23 protein-coding genes are annotated in these 25,244 nt (G+C 47.6%); 16 read left to right on the top strand and 7 right to left on the bottom strand.

Annotated features, from left to right (window positions below):
• Positions 1–6 precede the first annotated feature (6 nt).
• The 4 genes from msbA to ACJJIZ_RS12955 all read right to left on the bottom strand — a co-directional run bounded on the left by msbA (position 7) and on the right by ACJJIZ_RS12955 (position 5,692).
• Positions 7–1,836, bottom strand: coding sequence for a lipid A export permease/ATP-binding protein MsbA (msbA, locus tag ACJJIZ_RS12970; protein WP_444913677.1), 1,830 nt, complete (start codon positions 1,834–1,836; stop codon positions 7–9).
• An 83-nt stretch (positions 1,837–1,919) separates the two neighbouring features.
• Positions 1,920–2,339 carry an ExbD/TolR family protein gene (locus tag ACJJIZ_RS12965; protein ID WP_444913676.1) on the bottom strand — a complete coding sequence of 140 codons (420 nt, stop codon included), beginning with the start codon at positions 2,337–2,339 and terminating at the stop codon, positions 1,920–1,922.
• Between the two features lie 15 nt (positions 2,340–2,354).
• The gene (locus tag ACJJIZ_RS12960; protein ID WP_444916206.1) at positions 2,355–2,963 is read right to left on the bottom strand and encodes a MotA/TolQ/ExbB proton channel family protein; all 609 of its coding nucleotides are present in this window, start codon (positions 2,961–2,963) and stop codon (positions 2,355–2,357) included.
• Positions 2,964–3,112: 149 nt separating this feature from the next.
• Entirely contained in the window at positions 3,113–5,692 is a 2,580-nt protein-coding gene (locus tag ACJJIZ_RS12955) for a DNA internalization-related competence protein ComEC/Rec2 (RefSeq protein ID WP_444913675.1), read from the bottom strand.
• A gap of 270 nt (positions 5,693–5,962) precedes the next feature.
• Between ACJJIZ_RS12955 and ACJJIZ_RS12950 the strand changes: the two genes are divergently transcribed.
• Entirely contained in the window at positions 5,963–6,901 is a 939-nt protein-coding gene (locus ACJJIZ_RS12950; protein WP_282932674.1) for a porin, read from the top strand.
• Between the two features lie 121 nt (positions 6,902–7,022).
• On the opposite strand, the gene ACJJIZ_RS12945 is transcribed toward ACJJIZ_RS12950, so the two are convergent.
• The gene (locus ACJJIZ_RS12945) at positions 7,023–8,507 is read right to left on the bottom strand and encodes a bifunctional 2-methylcitrate dehydratase/aconitate hydratase (RefSeq protein ID WP_444913674.1); all 1,485 of its coding nucleotides are present in this window, start codon (positions 8,505–8,507) and stop codon (positions 7,023–7,025) included.
• 137 nt (positions 8,508–8,644) lie between these two features.
• On the opposite strand from ACJJIZ_RS12945, the gene ACJJIZ_RS12940 reads away from it, so the two are divergent.
• The 11 genes from ACJJIZ_RS12940 (at position 8,645) to ACJJIZ_RS12890 (ending at position 21,155) form a co-directional block, all read left to right on the top strand.
• On the top strand, positions 8,645–9,289 hold the full coding sequence (locus tag ACJJIZ_RS12940) for a Crp/Fnr family transcriptional regulator (RefSeq protein ID WP_444913673.1): 645 nt from the start codon (positions 8,645–8,647) through the stop codon (positions 9,287–9,289).
• Between the two features lie 87 nt (positions 9,290–9,376).
• Entirely contained in the window at positions 9,377–9,946 is a 570-nt protein-coding gene (locus tag ACJJIZ_RS12935) for a cytochrome P460 family protein (protein WP_444913672.1), read from the top strand.
• Between the two features lie 224 nt (positions 9,947–10,170).
• Complete coding sequence (gene trhP, locus ACJJIZ_RS12930) at positions 10,171–11,469, top strand: prephenate-dependent tRNA uridine(34) hydroxylase TrhP (protein ID WP_444916205.1); 1,299 nt, start codon at positions 10,171–10,173, stop codon at positions 11,467–11,469.
• 499 nt (positions 11,470–11,968) lie between these two features.
• Positions 11,969–13,219, top strand: coding sequence for an efflux RND transporter periplasmic adaptor subunit (locus tag ACJJIZ_RS12925; protein ID WP_444905372.1), 1,251 nt, complete (start codon positions 11,969–11,971; stop codon positions 13,217–13,219).
• A 34-nt stretch (positions 13,220–13,253) separates the two neighbouring features.
• Positions 13,254–13,970 (top strand): ABC transporter ATP-binding protein, encoded by a 717-nt coding sequence (locus tag ACJJIZ_RS12920; RefSeq protein ID WP_444913671.1) that lies wholly within the window; start codon positions 13,254–13,256, stop codon positions 13,968–13,970.
• A complete protein-coding gene (locus ACJJIZ_RS12915) occupies positions 13,967–16,402 on the top strand; it encodes an ABC transporter permease (RefSeq protein WP_444913670.1) in 2,436 nt (811 codons plus the stop codon). Before ACJJIZ_RS12920 ends, ACJJIZ_RS12915 begins: the two co-directional genes overlap by 4 nt.
• 89 nt (positions 16,403–16,491) lie before the next feature.
• Positions 16,492–17,388, top strand: coding sequence for an alpha/beta fold hydrolase (locus tag ACJJIZ_RS12910; protein ID WP_444913669.1), 897 nt, complete (start codon positions 16,492–16,494; stop codon positions 17,386–17,388).
• Positions 17,389–17,941: 553 nt separating this feature from the next.
• Positions 17,942–19,141 (top strand): reverse transcriptase family protein, encoded by a 1,200-nt coding sequence (locus ACJJIZ_RS12905; RefSeq protein WP_444913668.1) that lies wholly within the window; start codon positions 17,942–17,944, stop codon positions 19,139–19,141.
• Positions 19,138–19,827 (top strand): retron Ec48 family effector membrane protein, encoded by a 690-nt coding sequence (locus ACJJIZ_RS12900; RefSeq protein WP_444913667.1) that lies wholly within the window; start codon positions 19,138–19,140, stop codon positions 19,825–19,827. Before ACJJIZ_RS12905 ends, ACJJIZ_RS12900 begins: the two co-directional genes overlap by 4 nt.
• A gap of 296 nt (positions 19,828–20,123) precedes the next feature.
• A complete protein-coding gene (locus tag ACJJIZ_RS12895; protein ID WP_444913666.1) occupies positions 20,124–20,555 on the top strand; it encodes a hypothetical protein in 432 nt (143 codons plus the stop codon).
• A 93-nt stretch (positions 20,556–20,648) separates the two neighbouring features.
• Entirely contained in the window at positions 20,649–21,155 is a 507-nt protein-coding gene (locus ACJJIZ_RS12890; RefSeq protein WP_444913665.1) for an arsinothricin resistance N-acetyltransferase ArsN1 family B, read from the top strand.
• Between the two features lie 414 nt (positions 21,156–21,569).
• On the opposite strand, the gene tnpA is transcribed toward ACJJIZ_RS12890, so the two are convergent.
• Positions 21,570–21,974: an IS200/IS605 family transposase gene (gene tnpA, locus ACJJIZ_RS12885; protein WP_444913664.1), complete on the bottom strand. Its 405-nt coding sequence runs from the start codon at positions 21,972–21,974 to the stop codon at positions 21,570–21,572.
• Positions 21,975–22,176: 202 nt separating this feature from the next.
• Between tnpA and ACJJIZ_RS12880 the strand changes: the two genes are divergently transcribed.
• A complete protein-coding gene (locus ACJJIZ_RS12880; protein ID WP_413665654.1) occupies positions 22,177–22,494 on the top strand; it encodes a heavy metal-binding domain-containing protein in 318 nt (105 codons plus the stop codon).
• A 12-nt stretch (positions 22,495–22,506) separates the two neighbouring features.
• Here ACJJIZ_RS12880 and ACJJIZ_RS12875 read toward each other — a convergent pair whose 3' ends face one another.
• Entirely contained in the window at positions 22,507–23,568 is a 1,062-nt protein-coding gene (locus tag ACJJIZ_RS12875) for an FAD-dependent oxidoreductase (protein ID WP_444913663.1), read from the bottom strand.
• Between the two features lie 273 nt (positions 23,569–23,841).
• Between ACJJIZ_RS12875 and ACJJIZ_RS12870 the strand changes: the two genes are divergently transcribed.
• The 3 genes from ACJJIZ_RS12870 (at position 23,842) to ACJJIZ_RS12860 (ending at position 25,155) form a co-directional block, all read left to right on the top strand.
• Positions 23,842–24,261, top strand: coding sequence for a hypothetical protein (locus ACJJIZ_RS12870; RefSeq protein WP_444913662.1), 420 nt, complete (start codon positions 23,842–23,844; stop codon positions 24,259–24,261).
• 275 nt (positions 24,262–24,536) lie between these two features.
• Positions 24,537–24,947: a hypothetical protein gene (locus tag ACJJIZ_RS12865; protein ID WP_413665651.1), complete on the top strand. Its 411-nt coding sequence runs from the start codon at positions 24,537–24,539 to the stop codon at positions 24,945–24,947.
• Positions 24,948–24,996: 49 nt separating this feature from the next.
• Positions 24,997–25,155, top strand: a complete 159-nt coding sequence (locus ACJJIZ_RS12860; protein WP_282932647.1) for a hypothetical protein — start codon at positions 24,997–24,999, stop codon at positions 25,153–25,155.
• The last annotated feature ends 89 nt before the right edge of the window (positions 25,156–25,244 follow it).

The following is a 25,244-nucleotide window of genomic DNA, read 5'->3' as shown; positions in this document are numbered from 1 at the left end:
GGTGCCCTACCCCATCGTTTGCTGCTGTAACAGAGATGCGTATCGACCACCCTGGGCGAGCAGCTCTGCGTGATTCCCGCTCTCTACAATTCGACCTTTCTCCATCACCAGAATGCGATCGGCATTCTCGATCGTACTCAGGCGATGGGCGATAACAAACGTAGTGCGGTTTTTCATGACTTCAGCCAGAGCCGCCTGAATATGGCGCTCCGATTCATTATCCAGTGCTGAGGTGGCCTCATCCAAGATCAGTATGGGCGCATCCTTAAGCAGGGCGCGGGCAATAGACAAGCGCTGGCGCTGGCCGCCGGAGAGCATCTGCGCATTATCCCCCAGAACCGTATTCGCCCCCTCAGGCAGCTCTTCAATAAATTGAGCTGCATGTGCCTGCTCCATAGCACGCAGAACATTTTCCTTGGGTGCATGTTCTAATTCACCGTAGGCAATATTGCGATATACAGTGTCGTTAAACAGCACGATATTTTGGGAAACCATACTGATATGGCGGCGCAACTCTTTAAGAGGCACCTTGGAAATATCAGCCCCATCGACCAGGATACGTCCACCTGTCGGCTCGTAAAACCTAGCCAGCAGACTTACCAGCGTGCTCTTGCCGGAGCCAGATGCACCCACCAGGGCCACCGTTTCTCCCGGATTTACCGCGAAACTGATGTCGGAGAGTACTTTGGGTGCTGCCGGGTCATAGCTAAACTCAAGCCCTTCAAAAGCTACTGTGCCATTCACTGGCTTAGGTAGCTGAGCTTCACCATCCTGGGGCTCTCTGGGAGCATCCATTACCTCGAAGATACTCTCCGCTGCCGCAATACCCTTCTGGATATCAGCAAAAATTTCGGAAAGGCTGCGCACCGGCTTGGCCAGGGATGCAGCCGCACCAATGTAGGCGGCAAAAACCCCAGCAGTCATGGACTCAACCATACCCGGTGCCAGAGCCAGCCAGACAATAGTTGCGGTAGACAAACCAACCAGTATCTGAATTACAGAAACACTGGCATTGTTTGCTACTACGAGCTTCATAAACTGCCGACGGTTATTGTCACTGGCAGAGAGGAAGCGGGATTTCTCGTAATCCTGCCCCCCATACATCCGCACCACTTGATAGCCATTGATCGCCTCCTGGGTAACATGGGTAACGTCGCCCATAGAATTCTGGATGCGATGGCTTAATTTGCGGAAACGCTTACCCACGATGCGCACAATAACGGCGATCAAGGGGGCAAAAAGGAAGAAGGTTAAAGTCAGCTTCCAGTTCACCAGTAACAGGTAGGTCAAGAGACCGATTACCGTAAACGACTCCCGGAAGAGTACCTTCACCGCCTTGGTGATGGAGTTGGTTACCTGCTCAACATTGTATGAAACCTTTGAGATCAGGTAAGCGCCGGTATAGCGGTCAAAATAGGAGCTGGGAAGCTGGCCAATTCTCTCAAATAGCTGTGTTCGCAACTCGTGGATCACTGCGCGGCCCACATAGGCTAAACCATAGCTGCCGACAAAATTGCCAATAGCCCTAAGGACAATAATCAGCAACATTGCAAGCGGTACAAGCCAACGAGCAGTCTCCTGGGGCATTACTCCATCGGGGTAATAGGATGCTACAAACTTTGAGAGAAACCCGCGACTCTCTTGGATACCAGCCCCCACTGCATCGAGCAACAGCTCGGTCACAGCAATCAGGCTGACGCCCATGATCGAAAACAGGAAGAAGCCCAGTACCGCAACCCCGAAAATCGCCATGTGCGGGCGGGCATAAGTGAGCAATCGACGGTAAGTTTCCGCCCCATTTTGCGGTTTGCTGGGGGGCGCTTTTACTTTCTTCATACAGACCAATGAATGGACTCGCCCCAACTGGGGCGAGTGGGCACAGAAACCGAAGGTAAGTCAGCTCCCTACAGGGTTCCGCGCTAGTTTTCTTCCGGCTGCCGTGTAGTAATGCTTAGGTTGACAAAGCCTAGCTGTCCAGCGGCATCCATTGCCCGAACCACGGCTTGGTGATGAGCGGTGGCGTCGGCGGTTATCACAAGCGGGCGATTGTACTCGCCTGCGGAAACTTCCGACAGCGCAGATTTGAGGGTGTTGATCTTCTTATTGATCAAAGCTTGTCCATCTACTGAATAAGAACCATCAGCACTGATCAAAATCTCTACATATTTTGGTTGGTCAACAGACTGAGGACCTGCTGCTTCAGGTAGGTTCAGCTTAAGATGGCTTTCCTTGGTGAAGGTTGTAGACACCATAAAGAAAATCAACAGCAGGAATACCACATCGATAAGTGGTGTCAGGTTAACCCCTTCCTGCTCTGTGGTTTGGCGGCGGAATTGCATCGTTTGCTACCCCGCTCAGGCTGCGACTTCGATTTTACGATCGCTATGCAAGGCATCAACAAGCTTGACCGCTTCCTGCTCCATTGCCACAACAATGGTGTCAACGCGACGCTGGAAGTATCTATGCGCCATCAATGCCGGAATCGCTACGGTCAAGCCAGCAGCAGTGGTAATCAGGGCCTTACTGATTCCACCAGCTAAGGCAGCAGGATTACCTGTACCCTGAGTTACAATTTGCGCAAATACATCAATCATGCCAATCACAGTCCCCAGCAGGCCAATTAGCGGCGCCACTGCAGCAATAGTACCGAGAACACCTAAGAACCGCTCAAGCTCATGAACTACTTGACTAGCAGTCTCCTCAATACTGTCTTTCATTACTTCGCGACCGTGGCGAGAATTGGAAAGACCCGCAGCAAAGATTTTCCCTAATAGACTGGAGTCACGCAGCTCCTTTAATTTTTCAGCATTGATCTGGTTGTTTTTGAGCCAACCCCAAACTTCCCCTAGAAGGGTATTCGGTGCAATGCGCTGTGAGTGCAAAGTCCATAAACGCTCTCCGCAGATAGCTAAAACTGCTACAGAGCAAAGGATGATTGGTACCATCAACCAGCCGCCGAGCATTAATAAATCGTATAGTTTTGTTTCTTCTACCACTTTTTTAGTCCCAAACAGCGAAAGGCTTCATCGGAAAATTTATTAGCGCATCTAAATATGCGTGGAGCAGCACTTTATCACAGCTGGTGCCGGCGGCTAAGTCCTCCCACGCATCCTTATTCCCTGTTGTGACTCGCATACCAAAACCGTGGTGCCAAACGAGCCTGTAAAATTTGCGGCTCTTGTTCTCCGGCTCGCCAGAAAAATTCTACCGCCCCGCTCTCCGCAGTACTGAAAATGCTGGCACCGAAGTTTTGGTAGCGCTTCACAACATCGGTGTGTGGGTGGCCAAAGTGGTGGCGGAAACCGGCACTAAATACAACCCGTTTAGGTCTGGCCCATTCGAGAAAAGCGACCGATGAGGAAGAGCGGGAACCATGATGGGGCGCAATCAGTACGTCAACAGCAGAAAATTGTGGATACATTTTAGACAGTTGATATTCAACCTTACGACTGATATCCCCAGTAAGCAGTAAACGCACCCCCTGCCACTCAGCCAAAATTACACAGCTGTGATCGTTTTCCTCACCATCCAGTAATTCCTCTCCCTGTGCTGTTGAGGAAGGCCACAACCATCGAAATGATATATCTCCCAGTTGCTCTTCCGTTCCTGCCCGACATTGCTCAGTAATCGTGGCTGGCGATAATGGTAAATTGCTAGCTAAAGTCCCCGGAGCATACAGCTTTTTTGCCTCAATGTTTCTAAGTAAACCCTCCACGCCGCCGGCATGATCCCTATCTCCATGACTGACGATTAGTACATCGAGTTCACTACCTCCGCTACTCATCAAGTAGGGAGCCACTATCGAACCTCCCGCGCTCCAGCCCGAGGGGATTGAAGGCCCTGCATCGTAAACAATACGGCTTTTTCCGGTGCTGATAACTACTGACAACCCCTGACCAACATCCAGCACTGATAATTTCAAACGCTCATCTGCCGGTGCCAATGTAGAAAGCCAGGGCTGAGCAACTGGAAGAAAAAATAACCAGCCCAACTTACGCCCTGGCAACCCTTTAGGCAGCAAAAGTAGCACCGCGCCAAGCCCGGCAATGACTATCGCCAATGCAGTGGAGGCAATCGCAAAACCACGAAACCCCGGTATCGAATGATCGACAATATTGAGTGCAGTCATCAGCAGATCCAATTGCCAACCTGCGAACTGCAGCAGCCAAACACCCAGCTGAGTATCAATAAATACAGCACCTAACATAAGTGATGGCAAAATAGACAGGCCCATCCAGGGAATCGCTACAAGATTGACCAATACACCTGAAAGGCTAAAGCCTGAAAAATATATTATCGATGGGATAAACAGGCCAATTGCAATCAGCCACTGGCTTCGCAACAACTGCCATAACGATAATTGGGAAAACCGGTGCTGCCATGAGGTTACAGCACCAGAGGCCTCAGCCTTCGGCCTCCATTGCGGCTCTCGACTTAAGCTAATTCGCCCACTAAACCCCAAAAGCAGACTCCCGACGGCCACGAAGGACAACCAAAAACCAGCACTGTAAAAAGCCAGTGGCTGCAGGGTAAGCACTATTGCCAGTGCCAATGAGAAAGCAAAACCCGCTCCCAGTCTGCGCCGCCAGTGCCACCCCAGCAACAGCACCCAGGTCATTACAAGCGCACGTTGCGCGGATAGAGGAACGCCGGCGATCAAGGTATATACAAGGCTCGCCACCAAGGCGAGTCCTATCGCAATACCAAAACGGCTGGTGCCCGTAAAAAGCCCAATCCCTTTTGCCAGTACGGTGCTCATCAACAAAATACAACCGGCTACCATGCCCACATGTAAGCCGGATATGGCAATAAGGTGGCCCGTACCTGTCCTTTTAAGCAGGTCGGTATCACCTTCGCTCAACTGACTGCGATCCCCAAGCAATAGCGCAGCTATCAGGTCCGGTCGCTGGATCGGTAACTGACTAATTAGGGAGCGCAATTCATCCCTTAACCCGATAATGCCATTCCCCTGCCCCAGCCACTGAGGAGGATAATCGCGGGGGCGAACATACCCTGTTGCCGTAATTCCCTCTCGCAAAAGCCAGCCTTCATAGTCGAATGTATGTGGATTAACGCTCCCCCTGGGAGTTCTCAATCGCACAGGCAATATCCATTGAGAGCCACCCCGCAGGCGAGCCAGAGCCTCATCGTCAACTCGATACCAGGTTAGGTTGAGAAGGCTTCCGATAGGTAGCTCTGGCGGTGCTAACTGGCCACCCTCTTCACCTAAAGAACTGGAAACAATATCCACAACTCGAGCGCGAAAACGCACCGTTTGTGATTCTGAACTAGCGCCAAACCCTCCCCCCTCAGTTAATTCAGGCAGCGAGACCAGGTTCAACTGAAGTACGAAGTCCGCACCATGTGCACCGAGGGGGAGCCGGCGATCCAGCGATGCTTCATGAGAGTGGAGTGCCCAGGTCGCACCAATAAAGGAGAGAAAGATCAGAGCAAGGGGGCGCCAGCGGCGTATTACCACCCAGGCAAACAAGGCTAGAGAGAGATACAGTGCCCACAGAGTGCTTTCAGCGGGTAATCGGGCAAGACATCCCACTGCGATAATAGATAGCGAATAGACCCAAAGATATATGCTGGGCCCCATGTAGACGACAATGCCTCTCGCCTTAGCCAGCAGGCGAGAAAGCCGCTGAATTCGCTCACGAAAACTCCATAATTCCAACCCCAGCGCCATCCCTTACACCATCTTTTTGTTCAACTATTGACCACCTTCACTCAAATCAACGATGATTGCGAACCGCCGCTTCAGGCGCCTAAAACCTTAATATGGCTAGCTAACCTGCCATTCATAGCACTGGCCAGTCACATATTTTTAAGAAAAATGCCATTTTTAACATGTTTGTAATATTCAAAACGCAGAATCCGCACCAAATCGAAAGGCAGCCAACTAGGACGACACGGAAGGCACCTTTCAACCCAAAACCATAAACTGTGCGAGACGATTATGAATAAGACCGCTCTCTCTCTGGCCATCGTTGCCATGGTACCTGCTCTGGCCAACGCCCAAGATGAAGGCGATGTACTCGACTTTTACGGCAAAGCCAACGTCACCTTCCAGGCTGCTGACGAAGGTGACGATTCCGTCACTGACGTTCAGAGCAACGCTTCCCGCCTGGGCGTTAAGGGTGAAATAGCCCTGACTGAAGGCGTTAAAGGTATCTACCGTATGGAATACGAAGTAGATATGGACGGTGACGCTGACGATACTTTCTCCCAGCGCAACATCTACGCAGGTCTGGAAGGCGGCTTTGGCCAGGTCATCGCTGGTAAGTTCGATACTCCCCTGAAAGTTGCCCAGAAGAAAGTTGACCTGTTCAACGACCTCGAAGGCGATATCAAGAGCCTGATCACCAGCAGCGATAACCGCGAAGAAGACGCACTTCAGTACACTACTCCTTCTTTCGGTGGCTTCAAAGCTTCTGCGGCTTTCATCAGCAACAAAGAAGAAGTTATTGACGAAACTACCGGCGAAGAACGCAACAACGGCGTTTCCATGTCTGTCGCCTATGACAACAACGGTGTTTACCTGGCCTACGCTATGGACCAGGACGTTGAAGGTCAGGACGTTGACGTTCATCGTTTTGTAGCTCAGTACAACATCGGCCCTGTACAAGTAGGCGCCCTGTTCGAAGAGCAAGATGCTGACGGCGGCGAAACTGTCGACGGCTGGATGAGCTCTGTAGCTTACAAACTGGACCAGTGGACTCTGAAAGCCCAGTACGGCCAGTCTGATATCAAAGAAGAAGGCGGCGAGACTTTCAGCCTGGGCGCAGACTATAAATTCAACAGCGCAGCCAAAATTTTCGGCTTCTACACCGACGAAACTGCTGACGAAGACTACGATCGCAGCTACGCCGGTATTGGTGTTGAATACAAGTTCTAATCATTCCTTAAATGTGGCGGTCCAAATTGGAAAGTGCGACTCTGCCGCTTGGGGAAGATTGAGCAATGAAAAAGGCGGCCTTTGGCCGTCTTTTTCACTCTGGAATTTCCTAAGGAGCCTTCTAAATAACCAATAGATCCATAAAGCGATTAACTGACAACTGCTTTAACCCTTGAAGATCATTAATAGCTGCAAAAATTTTGTTAGCCCGCCCTTGAGGGAATCGCGTAGCTAAATTACTACGGAACTTATCTTCCAATAACGGAATCCCCTCCCGTCGGCGACGGCGGTGTCCCATCGGATATTCAACTTCAATCTTTTCTGATGCGTCACCACTTTTAAAAAATACTTGTACCGCACTGGCTATAGAACGCTTATCTGGGTCTAAATAATCTTTTGAGTAACCTTTATCTTCTATCACTTCAATCTTGTCCCGCAAGATATCGATCTCTTTGTGATCGCGATGAAAATCATCTTCATAAAAACCTGGCTGTAAGTCACCAAAAATAAGCGCCACTGCAACAATATATTGCAAACAATGATCCCGATCTGCCGGATTATTTAATGGACCTGATTTAGTGATGATCCGAAGGGCTGATTCATGTGTGGTCACCACTACTTTAGTAATATTATCGATACGCTCTGCAACCTGTGGATGTAAAATAATTGCCGCCTCACAAGCTGTTTGACCGTGAAACTCAGCCGGATAAGAAATTTTGAATAAGATATTCTCCATGACATAGGAGCCAAAACTTCTGGGGAACTGAAAATTGCGCTCTGATGGTGGTTTCAGTTGCTGCTCAGCATTTGTCTTGCTAAACAGGACATCATAAAAACCCCATTGCTTTGCCGTAAGTACTCCGGGCACTCCCATTTCTCCACTTATCGCCAAATCAGCCAAGCGAACCCCGCGGGAACTGGCATCACCTGCAGCCCAGGACTTGCGTGATCCAGTATTCGGGGAATGCCTATAGGTCCGCAATGCTCCACCATCCGCCCACGCCTGAGACACCGCCGCCATTACTTCCTCCCGCCCAGCACCTTTAAGCCAGGCAGTCACAGCGGCAGAAGCAACCCGCACCAGTAGTACATGATCGAGCCCAACCCGATTAAAGCTATTAGACAATGCCAAGACACCTTGAATCTCGTAGGCTTTGACCATTGCTTCGAGTACCGCGCCCATTTTTATTGGGCTTCCCCCTTTAACTAATCGCCCTTGCGACAGGTGGTCACAAACGGCCAATATTGCCCCAAGATTGTCAGAGGGATGCCCCCATTCAGCCGCCAACCAAGTGTCGTTGTAATCGAGCCATCGAATTGTACAGCCGATGTCCCATGACGCTTTTATCGGGTCCAAGCGAAACCGGGTGCCAGGTACCCGGGCCCCATTCGGCACCCAGGTTCCCTCCACCCAGGGTCCTAACAACTTTGTACATTCAGGGAAACTCAACGCCAGAAAGGCACACCCCAAGGAGTCCATCAGGCTTAACCGTGCTGTTTCCCAAGCATCACTGGAACCCACTTTGAAATGAAGCACATAATCTGCGATATCCTGTATCACCTGATCGTAATCGGGGCGGATATTCGGAGCGGGGTCAGCAATCATGATTGAATAGCCCGTGAAATTGTCGGAGGGCAAAACAGATGGAGTAAGATTAGCTGCTTCCTAAACTTCAGATAGCTAAACAAACGACCGAAGAATTCTATATTGTTAGGAATCTCTAAAAACAGGAATCAACCCACTTGCAACGAACTAGCGACCCAATAAAAAAACTTCGATTCCTCAAAGAAACGGTATTATTCCGACAAGGGAATTCTGGTCCCCAGATTTATTTTATTCATGCCGGCTACGTCCTTATCCAAAAAGTGGACTACTGCGGCAACCTAGCCATTGTCGATCTCTATGGGCCCGGATCATGGTTTGGACCAGGTCTAACTGGGAAAAACCTGGATATTCAAGCAACCGCCAAATCTGGCAGTGAACTGGAAGCTGCTTCCATTCAACATGTAAACGCCATGATGGCGCGCCAATCACAGACCTTCGATGAACTGTTGCAACAACTAGCCGCAAGGGAGTCTCAGCTTCAGCAACGTCTTTTCCTCCACATCACCGCCCCCTTACCGGTCCGGTTGGCCAACCTGTTAGCACAACTATTTAATTACCGGGGACAACCCTGTGGCCATGGACATCAACTAGACATCAAGTTGACCCAGTCCGAACTGGCCGCCATGGCCGGTGGCAGCAGGCAAACAGTCAGCCAACAGCTTAAACAGTGGAAGTCTGATGGAGTTATCGACTATACGCGCCAATATATCTGCCTTCTCGATCAAACCGCGTTAAAAGGCCTGGCAGAGAACCAAATATATGCGCCAGTGTCAGCCAGCTGACAGTTTTACCCTTCCCGCCTTCATATACTTTCCAGCAGCTGAAACCCGGGTATAGCTCTCCCACATCAACAGCAATGGAAAAGGATTATGCGCAGCGCCTACTTATTTACCTCTTTAGTTCTGACACTCGTATTGGGTATTTCTGCAAAGGCCGATGAAAACCTCAATTCAACCTATAAAAGCATGGTTGATAGCCAGGGGAATATTACTTTGCCGGATTATTACCGCCGGGAATGGGTCTTCCTGGGCTCCTATCAGGTAAAGTCCTCGAGTGGCGATGGATGGGATACTCATAATGTTTATACCCAACCCCAGGCAGTAGAAGGGTATCGCAAAAAGGGGAAGTTTCCCGATGGGACAGTTTTGGTAAAGGATGTTAATAGCACCCAATCGGAGCCCTTAACCACAGGGTTGGCTTATTACTCTTCAGACCTTAAATTCACTTTTATGATGGTAAAAGACGATAACAACCGCTTCCCAGAAAACCCGGCTTGGGCCGAAGGCTGGGGATGGGCTTTATTTAAGCCAGGAATAGCCAAAAGTGAAACTGAAACCTGGAAAGGCACCGGGCTTAACAACTGTTTTGGATGTCATTTGCCTGCCAAGAATAATGACTGGGTATACACACAGGGTTATCAGCAGGTCCTGCAGAACTAAAAAGTAAACAGCAAAAATCAGAGGTTAGAGGTCTATTATTCGGCTAGAGTAACAGCATAGATTCCCTCCATAACAGCTTATCACCCCCACCCCAGCGCTAATTGATTTATATCAATTAGCGCGATCTTGAATACCGTTAACATGCGGCCGCGTCCGACTATTCCACTATGAGTTTTTCCGTGTTTAAACCCGAGTTACTGTCCCCCGCAGGGACTTTAAAAAATATGCGATATGCGTTTGCCTATGGAGCCGATGCCGTTTATGCCGGCCAACCCCGCTACAGCTTGCGTGTGCGCAATAATGAATTTAAAAATATTGAAACCCTGCGCCTAGGCATAGAAGAAGCACACCAGCAGGGAAAACAGTTCTATATCGCCTCTAATATCGCCGCTCACAACGACAAAGTTCGCAGTTACCTGCGGGACCTGGAAGAAATTGTCGAAATGGGGCCTGACGCCCTGATTATGTCCGACCCAGGCCTGATAATGATGGTAAGGGAGCGTTGGCCTGATCTGCCAGTTCACCTATCCGTACAGGCCAATGCGGTAAACTACGCGACCGTAAAGTTCTGGCATCGCCAGGGGTTATCTCGGGTGATACTTTCCCGGGAATTATCCCTGGATGAGATTGAAGAAATTCGCCAGAGAGTGCCTGAAATGGAGCTGGAAGTCTTTGTCCACGGTGCGCTCTGTATCGCCTATTCTGGGCGCTGCTTGCTATCCGGTTATATGACCCATAGAGATGCCAACCAGGGCGCCTGCACCAACTCCTGCCGCTGGCAATACCAAGCTCATGAAGCCAAAGAGAATGAAGTTGGCGAGTTGATTCATGTGCAAACCCAGGAACCTATCCAGCAACCCGCCCAGCAACCCACCTCCGCCAGTGACAGTACTTCCCAGGCCTTTTTACTACAGGAAGAGGGTCGCCCTGGAGAGTATATGCCTGCCTACGAAGATGAGCACGGTACCTACATCATGAATTCCAAGGATTTGCGGGCCGTACAGCACGTCAAGCGCCTATCGGAAATGGGCGTTCACTCTTTAAAAATCGAAGGTCGCACCAAATCCCACTACTATGTGGCTCGTACTGCTCAGATCTATCGTCGCGCGATAGACGATGCTGCAGCAGGAAAAGACTTTGACATGAAGATGATGGACGAATTGGAAACCCTCTCGAACAGGGGCTACACGGAAGGTTTCTACCGTCGCCATCCACCAGCAGAATACCAGCAATATGAAAAGGGATTGATATCAACTCCGGGCCAACAGTTCGTAGGCGAGCTTATTGACGGCAGTCCTGAGTATTTGACGATTGATGTAAAAAATCGCTTTGAACGCGGTGATCAATTGGAGTTAATGACTCCCAGCGGTAGCTTGTTCTTCCCCTTGGAGCAAATGGAGAATACGGAAGGCAAAGCGATCGATGTAGCTCCGGGATCCGGGCATATCGTGCAAATACCCCGACCAGAGGGGGTTGATGACGATCAACTTCAACAGGCGCTATTGGTCAAAGCTCTGGGATAACCCTCGGTCTGTAATTTGCACTATGGCTTATCAAGCCCTTCGTTTTACAAATATATTTTGTTAAAGGTGTAGTGGTTTAGACAATCTACCGGACTCACTAAGCCACGACACCTTTATTCCCACTACATATCCACAATTTTACTTGTGAACCTATCCTCAAGATGCATTGGGTAATCGTTAAACCTCTCAAGTTACTGCCCACCTCACAATATTCAAACCGTCCTGTATTTCCCCACCATTCACCGCAAGCAACTGGTTCTTGTACCAATTTTCCTGCATTTTCACCCTCACCTACAACCCTTTTAAAGCCCTGAGTTTTGATCACAAAAATATGCTCGACAGTACTAATTACAAGATAAAAACCCGCCCTCCCTCGGAGTTCCAACAGGAATACACCCGTTTTAAATAGTTATGATTTTCCACCTCTAACTCGCCCCCGCATCAAGGTTTCACAGTAGAAAAGCGTGCAACGATTGCTTAACCAAGGAAATGCCGCAATATGGATATTATTAAACCTAAGAAACGCCCCCTGATTAAGCACCCTTTAATGCTAGGTGGTGCTGCTCTTGCTTTTGTGGCATTTACCAGCACCCTCTTGTTACTTCCTGACAGCGCCTACAAGGTTGAGCGGGAACAGCTAATGCTAGGCACCGTCCAACGGGGAGACCTACAAGTTGTGGTAGATGGTTATGGTAGGCTGCGTTCAGACAAGCAGACGTTAATTACCGCTCTAACCGCAGCGAATGTTGAAAAAATCATGTTGCGTCCCGGTGCAGAAGTACAAAGTGATAGCATCATTATGCAGCTGAGCAACCCAGAATTAATGCGCGACCTGGATGCAGCCGAAACCTCCCTGGAACAAGAGGAAGCTAATCTGCGGCGGCTTGTTCTGAACAATCAGCGCGATGTTCTCGCGGAGGAAGCCATACTCGCGGAACTGAACTCCAATTACCAAGTAATCAAGTTGCGTCGCGAAGCTGAGGACGAGCTGGTAAAAAGTGGAGTGGTTTCCCAGCTCACCTACCAAACCACCGTCTTACGCCAGGAACAGATGAAAAAACGTGTGGACCTGCAAAAACAGCGTATCAATCACTTGCGCAAAGTCGCCGTCGAATCAGAGTTAATCCAGCGCGAGCAAATCAACCAAGCCCAGACCCAACTGCAAAGTATCCAGCAACGAACAGACCGACTGACAGTACGTGCCGGTCTGGACGGCATACTGCAACGACTACCGGTAGAGCTGGGGCAAGGTGTCAATCCCGGCCAGGAGCTGGCATTGATCGGCAGCGAGACAGATCTACTCGCCCTGGTTCAAGTACCACAATCCAAAGCAGAGCAACTGGAGGTTGGTCAGCCCGCTGAAATTGATACCCGCAGAGAAAAAGTCGAAGGTATGGTAACCCGTATTACTCCTGAAGTTCGGGACGGCAATATTGAAGTGGAAATTGCTTTTAGCGCGGGCGCGCCAGAATCTGCCAGGCCACAGCTCAACGTCGATGCCCGGATCTTCACTGCCACGATGGAAGATACGCTGTTCGTCGAGAGGCCTATCAATGTGCAGAGGCACAGTGAGGCCAATCTCTTCCTGATTAATGAAAACGGGGAGGAAGCGGCACTCCAGCCCATCAGCTTCGGCGAGGAGTCGGGTCGATATATCCAGATCACCCAAGGCCTCAATGAAGCGGACCGTATCATCCTCTCGGATATGGCCAATTTTAATGCAGCTGAGCATATCCAGATTATTGACTAAAGCCTGAAACCTAAAGCGAGAAAGGGAGTTCGCTATGTCCAAGCCAATCCTCCATATGGCCGGGATCACCAAGGTGTTCAGCACCGCAGATATGGAAACTCACGCCCTGCGAGGCGTTGACCTGAGTATTTACCAGGGGGAATTTGTATCTATCTGCGGCCCCTCGGGTTGCGGTAAATCCACACTTCTCTCGATTCTCGGCCTGCTGGACCTCCCCACCAGCGGCAGCTATCAGATTGAAGGCATAGAAGTCGCTCAATTGTCGCTGAGTGAGGCGGCGACTATTCGCAACGAGAAAGTAGGCTTTATCTTCCAGTCCTTTAATCTGATTGACGAACTCTCTGTCTACGACAATATCGCCCTGCCCCTGCGATACCGCCGCAATCCCATTCCCAAGTCTGAAGCCGACAAAAAAGTGAAACACTGTCTGGAGAAGGTGGGGATGAGTCACCGGGCCGCTCACAAACCTAACCAGTTATCCGGTGGCCAACAGCAGCGAATCGCCATAGCCCGGGCGCTAGTTGGCAATCCGTCCCTACTACTGGTGGACGAGCCCACCGGCAACCTGGATTCCCACAATGGCGATGCAGTAATGGAAATGCTGCGGCAGCTCAACAATGAAGGGACCACCCTGTGCATGGTGACCCATGACCCTCGTTATGCAGACATGGCCAGCCGCCAACTGCATCTGCTGGATGGAAAAATCTCAACGCCGCAGCCCATACTAGAGCCCCATGAGATGGCCCTATGATCACCACAAAGGACCTGTCCATTGCCCTCCAGTCCCTCAATCGGGCGCGGAGCTACGCCACCACTATTATTCTGACCCTGGGTATCACTCTCGGCGCCCTGGTAACACTATTTAATCTCAACTACCAACTGTTAGCCGCACCCCTACCCTACCCGGACGAAGATCGGCTGTATGTCGTGAATGGTAATCTCTACCAGAACAAGCAGCTGCGGCTGGAAAACAACAGCCAATACCCTGCCCTGGTTGAAATCTATAAGAACGATAGTTTCTTCGAGTCCAGCGCCCTGGTGTACTTCTGGGAAGATGTGGCTCGCAATTTATCCGGATCACCACGGGTTAATGTTTCCTATGTCTCTCCGGAATATCTCCAGCTGGCTGGAGCACCCCTGGCCTTAGGCAGACAATTCAATGCCGATGAAGGGCTCGACAGCCGAGTCCCTGTGGCGGTTATCAGCTATCAAACCTGGGAGCAGATGTTCCGGCGCAACCCAAATGTCTTGGAGCAAAGCCTGCAATTTGGGGAGGTGGACTTTCGCATTGTCGGCGTCACCGCCAAAGACTTCATTGAACCCCAAATCTATAAGCAGGGCCGGCAAACGGCGGTCTGGCTGCCCTGGGACTTTAACGATACACAAGTAGAGCGCAGAAATAATTGGAGAGGCTTCCTGCCTTTCCGCATGCTCACAGGAAAGCTGAAGCCGGGCATTGACCCCGCCAGTGCGGGGCATGAATTGAGCACATTAATGGATGCCCAGTATCAAGCGGCCCTAGCGGGAAGGTCCTCTTCGGTAGAAAGGTCCGTTGAATACCGACTCACCCCCTTCGCCAATAAAATACTTGGCGACAGCGCCACGCGAACCTTAATGGTAATGGGCGGTACACTGGTGCTTCTGTTAATTGCCTGCGCCAATGTTACCAACCTGATTCTTTCTCGCGCAGCCAAACAACAACGCAATATGGCGATACAGGTCGCGTTGGGCGCACATAAAAAACATATCTTTTTGGCCCTGCTATGTGAAATCGGCCTACTTATGTTAGGGGCTGCATTACTTTCTCTACTTTTAGCCCTGGGATCGACGGAAGTATTAAAGGTGATGGCTACGGAACAAATTCCTCGCATTCAAGAGCTCACCTTAAACTGGCAGACACTGGTTTTTGCACTGTTGTGTGCCTTACTGCTCGCCCTGTTCTTCTCAGCCATAGTCAGTCGCCAGGTTAATTACCGCGCACTGAATCAAATGCTGCAGAGCAGCGGCAAAGGTTCTGGCGTACAGATCTCGCCTCTAATCCGCAAAATCCTCATCAGCAGCCAAGTGGCGATGACCAGTTTGCTTATCGTCGCCAGCTTGCAGATTTTCCTTCAAGCTAACCGACTGATTAACCAGCCCTTTGGCTTCCCCCTGGACAACGTTCAAGTGATGACTCTGAATATCGGCAATCTTAGGAGTGCCCCCACTGCCGAACGGGAGAGTTATCTGAAGGCCATCAGGCAAAGATTGCTGGAGCACCCTAAAGTACAAAATGCCAGCCTGAGCCTAAACACTCCTATCTCCATCAGCCGGCCACTCTGGACCACATCCCTGAGTCATTATGCCAGCCGACAAAACCCGGTGATGGCCAAGACCACAGTGGTCGACGAAAACTACCTTTCCATTTTGCGTATGCCTTTGATAGCTGGCCGCCATATCAATGCGGCTGAATTTTCCGATAACAATCGCATGATGCTCGTCAACGAAACCCTGGCCCAGCAACTGGAACCCGATGGAGAAGTATTAGGCAATCGCTACTACTGGCGAGGTGACTTGCCCTACCAAGTGGTCGGTGTAGTACGCAACGCAAGCCTGCCCGGCAAAAAGGAACCCGCCCGCTTATTTGTGCGCGGTATCAACGTGAGCTATCCCCTACTGGTACTTAGACATAAGCCTCACCAACCGTTCAGCACCACAGAGATTAATCGGGAGTTTGCCGAAGTAAACAAGCAGTACAAAGTTTCTGAGCTATTCACCCTGGAGCAGGCGCGAGACCTACTCCTAAGCAATGACCGGGTCTCAGTTTGGGTAACCACCGCCCTGACATTACTGGCACTTAGCCTCGCTGCCATCGGTATCTTTGGAGTGCTCAGTTACAGTGTACAACTGCGGCGTACTGAGCTTGGCGTGCGCATGGCAATCGGCGCCCGCCCAGCGACGATTTTCTATCACACCCTGATCGATAGCCTGATTCCCGTCGTTATCGGTATCGCTGTAGCGACTTTGGTCCTAGTCCCTCTGGCGCTTTGGCTTGAGCAAAGCGAGTTCAGTATTGAAACCAGCCTATGGGGCTGGCTGCTACCACCATTGCTTATTATCTGCCTAACCGCCTCGGTTTCCCTGCTTTCTGTATGGAGGATAATCAACAAGCCCGCGATATACGCATTGCAAGGAGCAGGATAATTACTTTCCACCTGATAGCCGCTGCTTGAGGTTGCGCGCTCATCGTGCAATCTTTACAGCAAATACAACAATAAGAAATGGAACAGCCAATGCAGCCTCAGCAGTGGTTATCAAACGGAAAGATTTTTGATTATCAAAACCATCAACTCTTCTATGTCGATAGCAACCCAAGCTGCCGACAGAAACCAGTACTGCTTTTGATTCACGGTTTTCCAACCAGTAGTTACGACTGGCAAAAGGTATGGGCCCAACTGACAGCGCACTATCGCTGTATTGCTATGGATATGCTGGGATTCGGTTACTCAGACAAACCCAAGCAGCATAACTACAGTATCCACGGGCAAGCTGATTTACATGAAGCTCTTCTGCAACATTTAAACATCAACAAGGTCCACCTGCTGGCCCATGACTATGGGGATACCGTTGCCCAGGAGTTACTCGCCAGAGCCAATAGCGGTGGTACCACGAGGTATGCCTCAGCATGCCTGCTAAACGGAGGTCTATTTCCAGAAACTCATCAAGCGCGTTTCGTACAAAAACTGCTGCTCTTTCCCGCAGGCTTCCTGATCAATAAACTGATGAATTACAGGCAGTTTTGCCGCAGCTTCAGTGCCATTTTCGGACCAGAGACACAACCCTCTGACAGAGAGTTGCGAGACTTGTGGCAAATTCTCCAATATAAGAATGGCAACCGGCTCCTTTATAAATTAATCAGCTATATGCGCGACAGGCGCCAACATCGTCAGCGCTGGGTCGACGCCCTAAAGCAATACCCCGGCCCCCTATTACTAATCAATGGCTCATTAGACCCAGTTTCAGGGAAGCATATGGTGGATCGATTTCGGCAACTGATAGATCGGCCAGCGGATATTGTTGAGCTGGGAACGATTGGGCATTATCCGCAGTGGGAAGCCCCTAACAGTTTGGTGCGATCGTACCATCGGTTTAGTGAAATGCTACAAATTAACACTCCTTCGCTTTCTTGATATCAACGTAACATGTTCCTTTGGGCCGACAATTACCGAGGCGAGCTAATGGGGTAATTCACCTACCCTTTGATACAGGTTTCTGGCAAATGTAACTGGGCTAAGTAAACATTAGATATCCGACATAAGACATCCAGTTCCTTACGGGGATTACATTCAAAAAAACAACAAAATAGACACTAAATACAAGAAAGCCGAATTACGACTATTCGTCAATGAAACTGTTTATTTTTTAACTCCGCAATAACGCAAAGTATTCATACTGTTGACATAGCTAAATCAGAGATTATCATTGTGTCCGCTCGCGCGATTCGCGCGATTACTGCAATTAGAAAAAGTTTGCTAAAGATAAAGCTTCATTTAAATGGGGCGCTTGAAAAAGCACTTCCGGCACGCCACTCAGTCGCCCTCGACTGCACGCAGTAGATGTCGGTGATTACACTAGGCCCGAAATACAGGTGCAGTTACTTTAGCAAATCTAGTGAATGTAAACCTGTATTTTATCTCCTTTGGTATGGAGCGGCCTAGTGTAATATCAATAACTGGAATTTTCATGGCTGAAATACCAACTTCTCTTTTTCCTCAGAAAAAAACAAAAAAATCGATTTCTAACCTTGATAACTTAGCAGATGCACTTGGCGTAGAGTATTCCGTTCTAGAAAATGCGAAGTCTCTGGGTAGCGAAAGGTATAGGTCCCAAGAGCTGCCCAAGAGCGGAGGTGGCGTCCGCAAGGTATACGACCCTCACCCATTAATCCGAACACTTCAAGGGCGTATAAATAAACGTATATTCATCCCACTTGTATCGTGGCCTAAATATTTGTATGGCTCACTGCCAAATGAGCAAATCAACAATAGACTTATTAGTCGTGATTATATTGAATGTGCAAAACAACACTGCCTGTCAAAAAGTCTCCTAAAAGTTGATATATCTAACTTTTTTGACAACATTCATCGAGACTATGTATACGAAATATTCTCTAACTTTCTAAAATTTCCAGAACAAGTTTCTAGCTATCTTACTGATATTTGCTGTCTAAATGACTTTATCGTTCAAGGGGGATTGACATCAAGCTATATTGCAACACTTGTTTTTTGGGAGTACGAAGGCCTTCTTGTGAAACGCCTAGAAAGGAAGGGGCTTACTTATACCCGCTTAGTGGACGATATTACTGTCTCATCCAAGGTACACAATTTTAACTTTGACTATGCAGAAAAACATATCAAGCTGATGCTGCTTGAACTTGACTTACCTATTAACGACAGTAAAACCAAAGTTGTTAGATCTGGTATTGAGCCATTACAAGTACATGGACTTCGTGTTAACTATAGTAAACCTCGGCTACCAAGCCACGAGGTTAAGAGAATAAAAGCTGCTGTCCATAATGTAATAAAGATGTCCAAGGTCAACAACTATAGAACAACTGTCGCTTATAGAAAAGCTCATGATAGATGTATGGGAAGAGTGAATAAATTAGCCCGAATTGGCCACAACAAGCATTCCATGCTTAAAAACCAGCTCATACAAGCCCTCCCTCTACCTTCAAAGTCCGACATCAAAAAAGCAGAAAGGTCAATATCTCGACTTGAAAGAACTGACCCTACAAAACTTAAAAAAAGAAATTACATGCGTAAGTTTTTCTTAGTGCAATACCGCATTCTAATTATCTCTAGAACATATAAGTCAGAAGCAAAAGCATTTCGAAACCGATTAAATCAGCTCAGAAGTAATCTAGGAGAATACGAAAAATGAAATCATTTCTCCGTATTGTTTGGGCAACATCTATCCTAACGTCTATTTTGGTATTAATGTCTCTTGCCTATACCGCAAATTCAAAGGGCTTATCACCTAGCGATTTTTGCCTTAAGTCAGATTGCATAATTTACTTTGAAAAGATGTTCTCAGGCACAATTCAACTACTTAAGTTTGGCACTTCCTCTATATGGATTTTTGTTTTTATCATGGGGGTATATATAGCATTAAATAACTACCTTACTAGCGTCAAAGCAACAGCCTTATCCGGCCACATCAACAATCTAACAATGTTTAAAAATTTTGTAGAAGAAGAGATTGAAAAATATGACCTTTTAAAGAAGAAATCTTTTGATGTCTTCAAATGGTATCGAAGTGCCTTCCCAAATTCGACAAATGGCGATATTGCAGTATCAAAAGAATACAAGGGCCATATAAATAAGATAATAAAGGCTATCAAAACTACTAATGAATCAATCAGTTCACCAAAAGGCAAATATGGGTACAGAAAACATCAGGACAGGATTATCGAGGCTATGAACCCTATAGGTATAGAGGTCCCCTATCTTCCTCAAAATGATTTTCATGAAGTTGAATCAGAACTATTGAAACTTATTGACTCTGTAAATCACACTTTTACAGAAGAAACAACTTCATTAAGCAAGGAGAATAGAGCCTATATCTAGGCAACAATTTAATACTGGCCACCCTAATTTTACATATATAAATGCAATAAAAACGCGAAAGTTTACCTAGTGAATACTCATTTAAAAAATGCCAAGTGGATTTTAGGTAAAGATTCATAAATGTAAGACACTGCCTAGTAAGGGTCTTCGTTTACCTACATTGCTCGACAGTTCATTACTCGCTGCCAATCAGAAAGCAATTAATTGTAGGACATCAAGAGCTCAATCTGCTTATAAAAGCGATCAACTAACAGAAATTTTTAAGCAAGATCAAGCCATACACAAAGAATCTCAAAGTGAAATTGACTGATTCTTACTTGATCAAGAAGTCAAGGATCGACAAAAAAAGTCATAAAATGCTAGCAGAAGGCCGAATCAGAACCTCAAAGGATTACTATAATGCGGCACTTATCTTCCAGTATGGTAATAAATCAGAAGATATAAGACTGGCCCATGCTCTTGCCACTATTGCAGCAACCCTGGCAGAAGATAAGAATAAAGCTAATTGGCTAAAAGCGGCCACTTGGGATCGCCTAATGATGAATCTTGGTCGGCCACAGTGGTACGGCACTCAGTTTGTTAAAGATGACTCTGGAAACTGGAGCCTTTATAACATTGATTCTGATATAGTTTCTGATCAGCAGCGAATAGATTGGTCCGTTCGTACACTAGAAGAATCAAAGGCCGTGGAAAAGTCGCTAAATAGTAAAAAGAAAAGTAAGCATTAATACAGCTTTACAGAGCCAGCCAGCGGGTATCTGGCTAGTCAGTTCACCACCAATCTCTGGCCAATGCTATCAAACATAGGGAGAGACAACAGTATGATACGAGCAGTTAAAGCTTCTGACTCTGCTGGGATTGCTAAAATCTACAATTACTATGTGGAGAATACCTGTATCACTTTTGAGGTAGAGCCAGTTTCTGCAGAAATTATCGCCGACCGAGTCAAAGAATGCTCAAAAAACAATCTTCCCTGGTTAGTTGCTGAGAATGAGGGCCGTTTAATTGGCTATTGTTATGCCAGTAAATGGAAAGGACGCTGTGCTTACCAGTATTCGGTGGAGGCTACCGTGTACTTGGACACGAACTATTCCTCTAAAGGCTGGGGCTCGAAGCTCTATAATGAACTGTTTAAACAGTTAAGTGAACTCAATGTCCACGCGGTAATCTGCGGTATAGCTCTACCAAATGCAGGCAGCGTAGCACTTCATGAGAAGTTTGGAATGGAAAAAGTTGCTCATTTCAAAGAGGTCGGCCGAAAATTTAACCAGTGGATAGATGTTGGTTATTGGCAGTGCTTACTCCCCTTAAGAAAGGAGAATGCATGAAATAAGTACTTCATGAAGGAGTACATTTTAAGCAACTTTTATGTACCCACATTAACCCCACTAGGGAATTTTAACCTAAATTTTACCAAATCCTCTCTAATCTGAGGTCATAACTGCGCGCTTTTGCGCAGCAAGGGCTATTACATTGAGTAGCCGAGATTTTATTGAGGGCACTGATCTCCCTCCCAATTTATACCCAAAATAAAAGTGGACAACTTACGATCGAGAAAACTGTAGCAATTACTGGATTGTATGATCATTACACTTTTCACCCCGGAACCCTACCTCATTTAATGTAAGATTAAAGCTAAAATCCAGAAAAGACACAATAGCTAAAAACAAACATTCGACCACCATCAAACAATCAGCAACCACCCGCATAGCGGGTGGTATGGTGAAAGCCCCCAGAGGGGGCTAGTTACAACCCTGCCAGTCGCATCTGCTCTTGGCGGCGCTCTTCAACCTCTTGATTTTTGATGTACTCACACAGTAGCCCCGAGCCCAAAAGTGTCTTCCTGTGAAATTTCTCTGTACATGCTTGTACTTCCGAAATATCTGGATCGCAGATTTCCCTTTCAGAAACCCAATCGTATTGGAAACACTGAACTTCGGAAGAATCATTAACAACATATGGATGTGATCCTTCATTGCGTACTCCTCGACCAACTCAATGCCCTTTTGACGACATAAGTCTCGACATATTGCTCCAATCTCCCGCCTTAATGTCCCAAATAACGCTTTCTTTCGATACTTGGGCACAAACACCACGTGGTACCTGCAATAATGTTTCACGTAAGCTTGGCACTGCCAATCTCGCATATGGCCCCCTTATAGAACTTGCCGGTTCATGGAGGCCATATTTTTACTCTGCACGCCGGAACGGCAGAGCCCTGTCAAGTCTCACCGCCAGAGGCGGTGGTTTACCTAACTGTTAATTAAATATATTCGCATAACGGATCCAGGTTAGGGTAAGATCACCAATAGAGCCAAAAATATAGGTAATTATAATTAAGGGAGTGATATGATATTTTCAACTACAGAAACAGTACCAGGAAGAGAAATATCGGAGGTGCTGGATATCGTTACGGGCAACGTTGTTCAATCAAAACATATCGGCCGTGACTTAATGGCAGGTATAAAGAGTATTGTCGGTGGAGAGATACGAGGCTATACGGAAATGCTGACCGAAGCGAGAAACAAAGCTTTTCAAAGATTAAGTGACAGTGCCCGGCAAAAAGGCGCTGATGCCGTGGTAGGAATTCGTTTTACTACAAGTGCAATTATGGATGGCTCCTCAGAAATTCTTGTTTTTGGTACAGCTGTAAAACTAAAAAAATAGGTTGGAATGCCCCTAAAGTTCTACCGCAAACTGCCCCAGTTTTCTCCGCACCGCAGGAATAGAACTGGCGGCAGCGATTAACGCTCGAAATTCAAATCTTGCTTTCAGGGATTGTCCAGTGATCATTTTCCGGCCACGCTCAGTAACCTCAATAACCTTTTTATCTTCTTGGTGGCGCAAATCAGAGTAGCCTAGGAGCTGCCCCTCAGTGATCCGTTTTGCCAATTCGGCTGCATCAGCTATCCCAAGGTTCATACCACGACCTCCAACCGGAGAGTGGCAATGGGCAGCATCCCCAGCTAGATGTATCCTGCCCTTTGAGTAAGTTTCCGCTTGCCGAATTGAGATTTTAAAGGTTCCCTCCCGCCGAACCCTCTTAACATCCACCGCCATCGGAAATGCTTTAATTGCATTATCACAGCTAGCTACCAGACGGTGTCGGCCTTCTCCCAATGGCACGGCAACAGCGACCACGCCAGATTCCATTTTGACCAAGGTAAACTTTCTTTTAGGAGGCCAATCCCCTGTATCAACATCCGCGATTGACCACACTTCTTCCAAGTCAAATCCAGGATAACTGATACCTGCAGCTTCACGAACAGTACTGCGAATACCATCCGCTCCTACGACCAGGTCAAATTGCTCCTCTTCACCATTATCAAAAAAAGCCACTACCCCACTCTTTTCCTCGGTAAGGGTTTTGAGTTCTTTCCTATATTCAACTTCGACTCCCATACCAAATAAAACCTGAGCCATGAGAGCTTCAGTTCTGTCTTGAGGAAGTCCAAGAATGGCGGGGAAATAAGTCCGATCGGAATGAAGGGGGAACTCTAGTGCTAAATGCGTATTTAGGTAAATGCATGCGCTCTGAACAGCGATCCCCTCAGCAATCAACTTTTCAGAAACGCCAGAGTGAGAAAGCAACTCAAGGCTGCGAGAAGTAACTCCCACTGCTCGACTAAGGGTTGACGCGCTATCCCGGAGGTCCACAATTCTTGGCAGTAGCCCTCGCCGAGCAAGCTCGACCGCTGTTGTAAGGCCCGTGGGCCCAGCCCCAACAATCAGTACTTTCACAGGCTACCTCATATAACCCCACCTAACAGTAAGATAGTACATATGAAAGAGTAAGGGTGACTAGCTGGTCTGAGGCTCTTCATAAAAAACCTCGGCCGCTATCTGTGATCTCTTCACAGCAATACCAGTCACCGCTTGGTGAGTACGTGCTTAAACTTGCGAAGTCGAAACCTCTAATATCTGGCAACGATCTACAGAAGACTCGTCTTGCCAATAAGTACCCACTGTTATATCGATATTTTTTATGTTTCAGCTCTTGGGTATAATTTCTAAGTGATTACACCACTTTACGATGATGTACATGGACTCGCACTTGAGATAGTCAATAAATCCGCCTCTGGGGATAAAGCTGGGTGCCAAGACTCCCTCAACTCGCTAGAGAGACTATGCGCAAAATATGCCGGAGGCGAGCTAGACCATCCCCTACAGTGGGAGGCTCTGGGTGATTTTTCAGAAAGCTGTGAGGATGCAATACAGGCATACACCCAGGGACTTAACTGCTCCATAAAATTAGATCTCCCTTTGTATTCAGCTTCAATTGCCCTGGATATGGCTGAATGTTTTTTGAGACTAAACAATCAAGATAAAGCCTTGAAATTTGCCCATAAAGCACGTATCTATTCTGTCAGTACAGAGGATTATGAACTACAAGAATCCATTAACAATTTCCTTAGAAATCTTATACAGGTTTAGTTTACCCTTAAAGACCATCCAAGCTGAGTTATCATAGTTAACTAAAACAATGATTCTAAGATCACTGATTACTTCTATATTAGTCAGCCTAAGTTACACTCTGGCTGCACATTACATTTACGATAACTCTTTTGGTGAAGGTGAAATTCTGAAGATCCAGGCCTCCATATTGATGTTTCAGGCTTTAGTCGTTTTCATACCTACATTCACTGCCTGCTTACTAATCACACTCTGGCTAAGCAAGATCAATAGAAAGACAAAATAAGACATTCTGTATGCCCCCAACTTCAAGCATCATGGCTACCGCTTCAAAAATCAGCCTTTGCCTTATAGCAAGTTCAATAGCAACTCTTATTTCCATTATGGAGTACTGGCGAGGGCTTAATGGTAACGAACTTCTTTTAGCCAGAAGTGTCTCCGCTGTAACAACTGCCGGGAAAAACGGCCCCAAGTATATAGAACCGACGCTAGCTGCCGGAAATGATGGCATTACTGAAGTTCAAGTCATCTTAATGGCTCTAGGCTTATCGGCACTTTTGGCCTTAAGTTCGCTGATAGTGGTGACGATTTACAGGGTCAGGCACGGCCATCACAAACTCTATCTGCCTTTAGCTTTCTGTTCTACAGTTCTATGCTTGGGCATTATTTATGTTGGGTTTAAGTCCGGTATTCAGTATAGTCTTTGAAGTAGGACAAGCTTAGGCTAGTACTGAGGCATAACAAAGGAATATCAAAGTGAAAAGAATTGCCACCGCACTGCTATTTTTATTTGCGGCGATTGCCTGCTACGCTTTCGGAGTCCCTGTGGGAGGAGTAATCTTCCTTGCTCTTGGCATTATCTTTGAAGGAATCTTCTGGATTAAGCTATTTAAACGTAAAAAGAAGCCAACATAGGTGTAGTAATACAACGTTACTTCGGCTAGATTCAATTGAACTAGTGATTATCGAATAAACTACACGCCTCAACCTGGCACCATAGAACA

The sequence above is a fragment of the Microbulbifer maximicatervae (SeqCode) genome (genome assembly GCF_052467225.1).
Note: the sequence above shows the minus strand (reverse complement) of the source record. Positions and strands in the feature narration are given on the sequence as shown.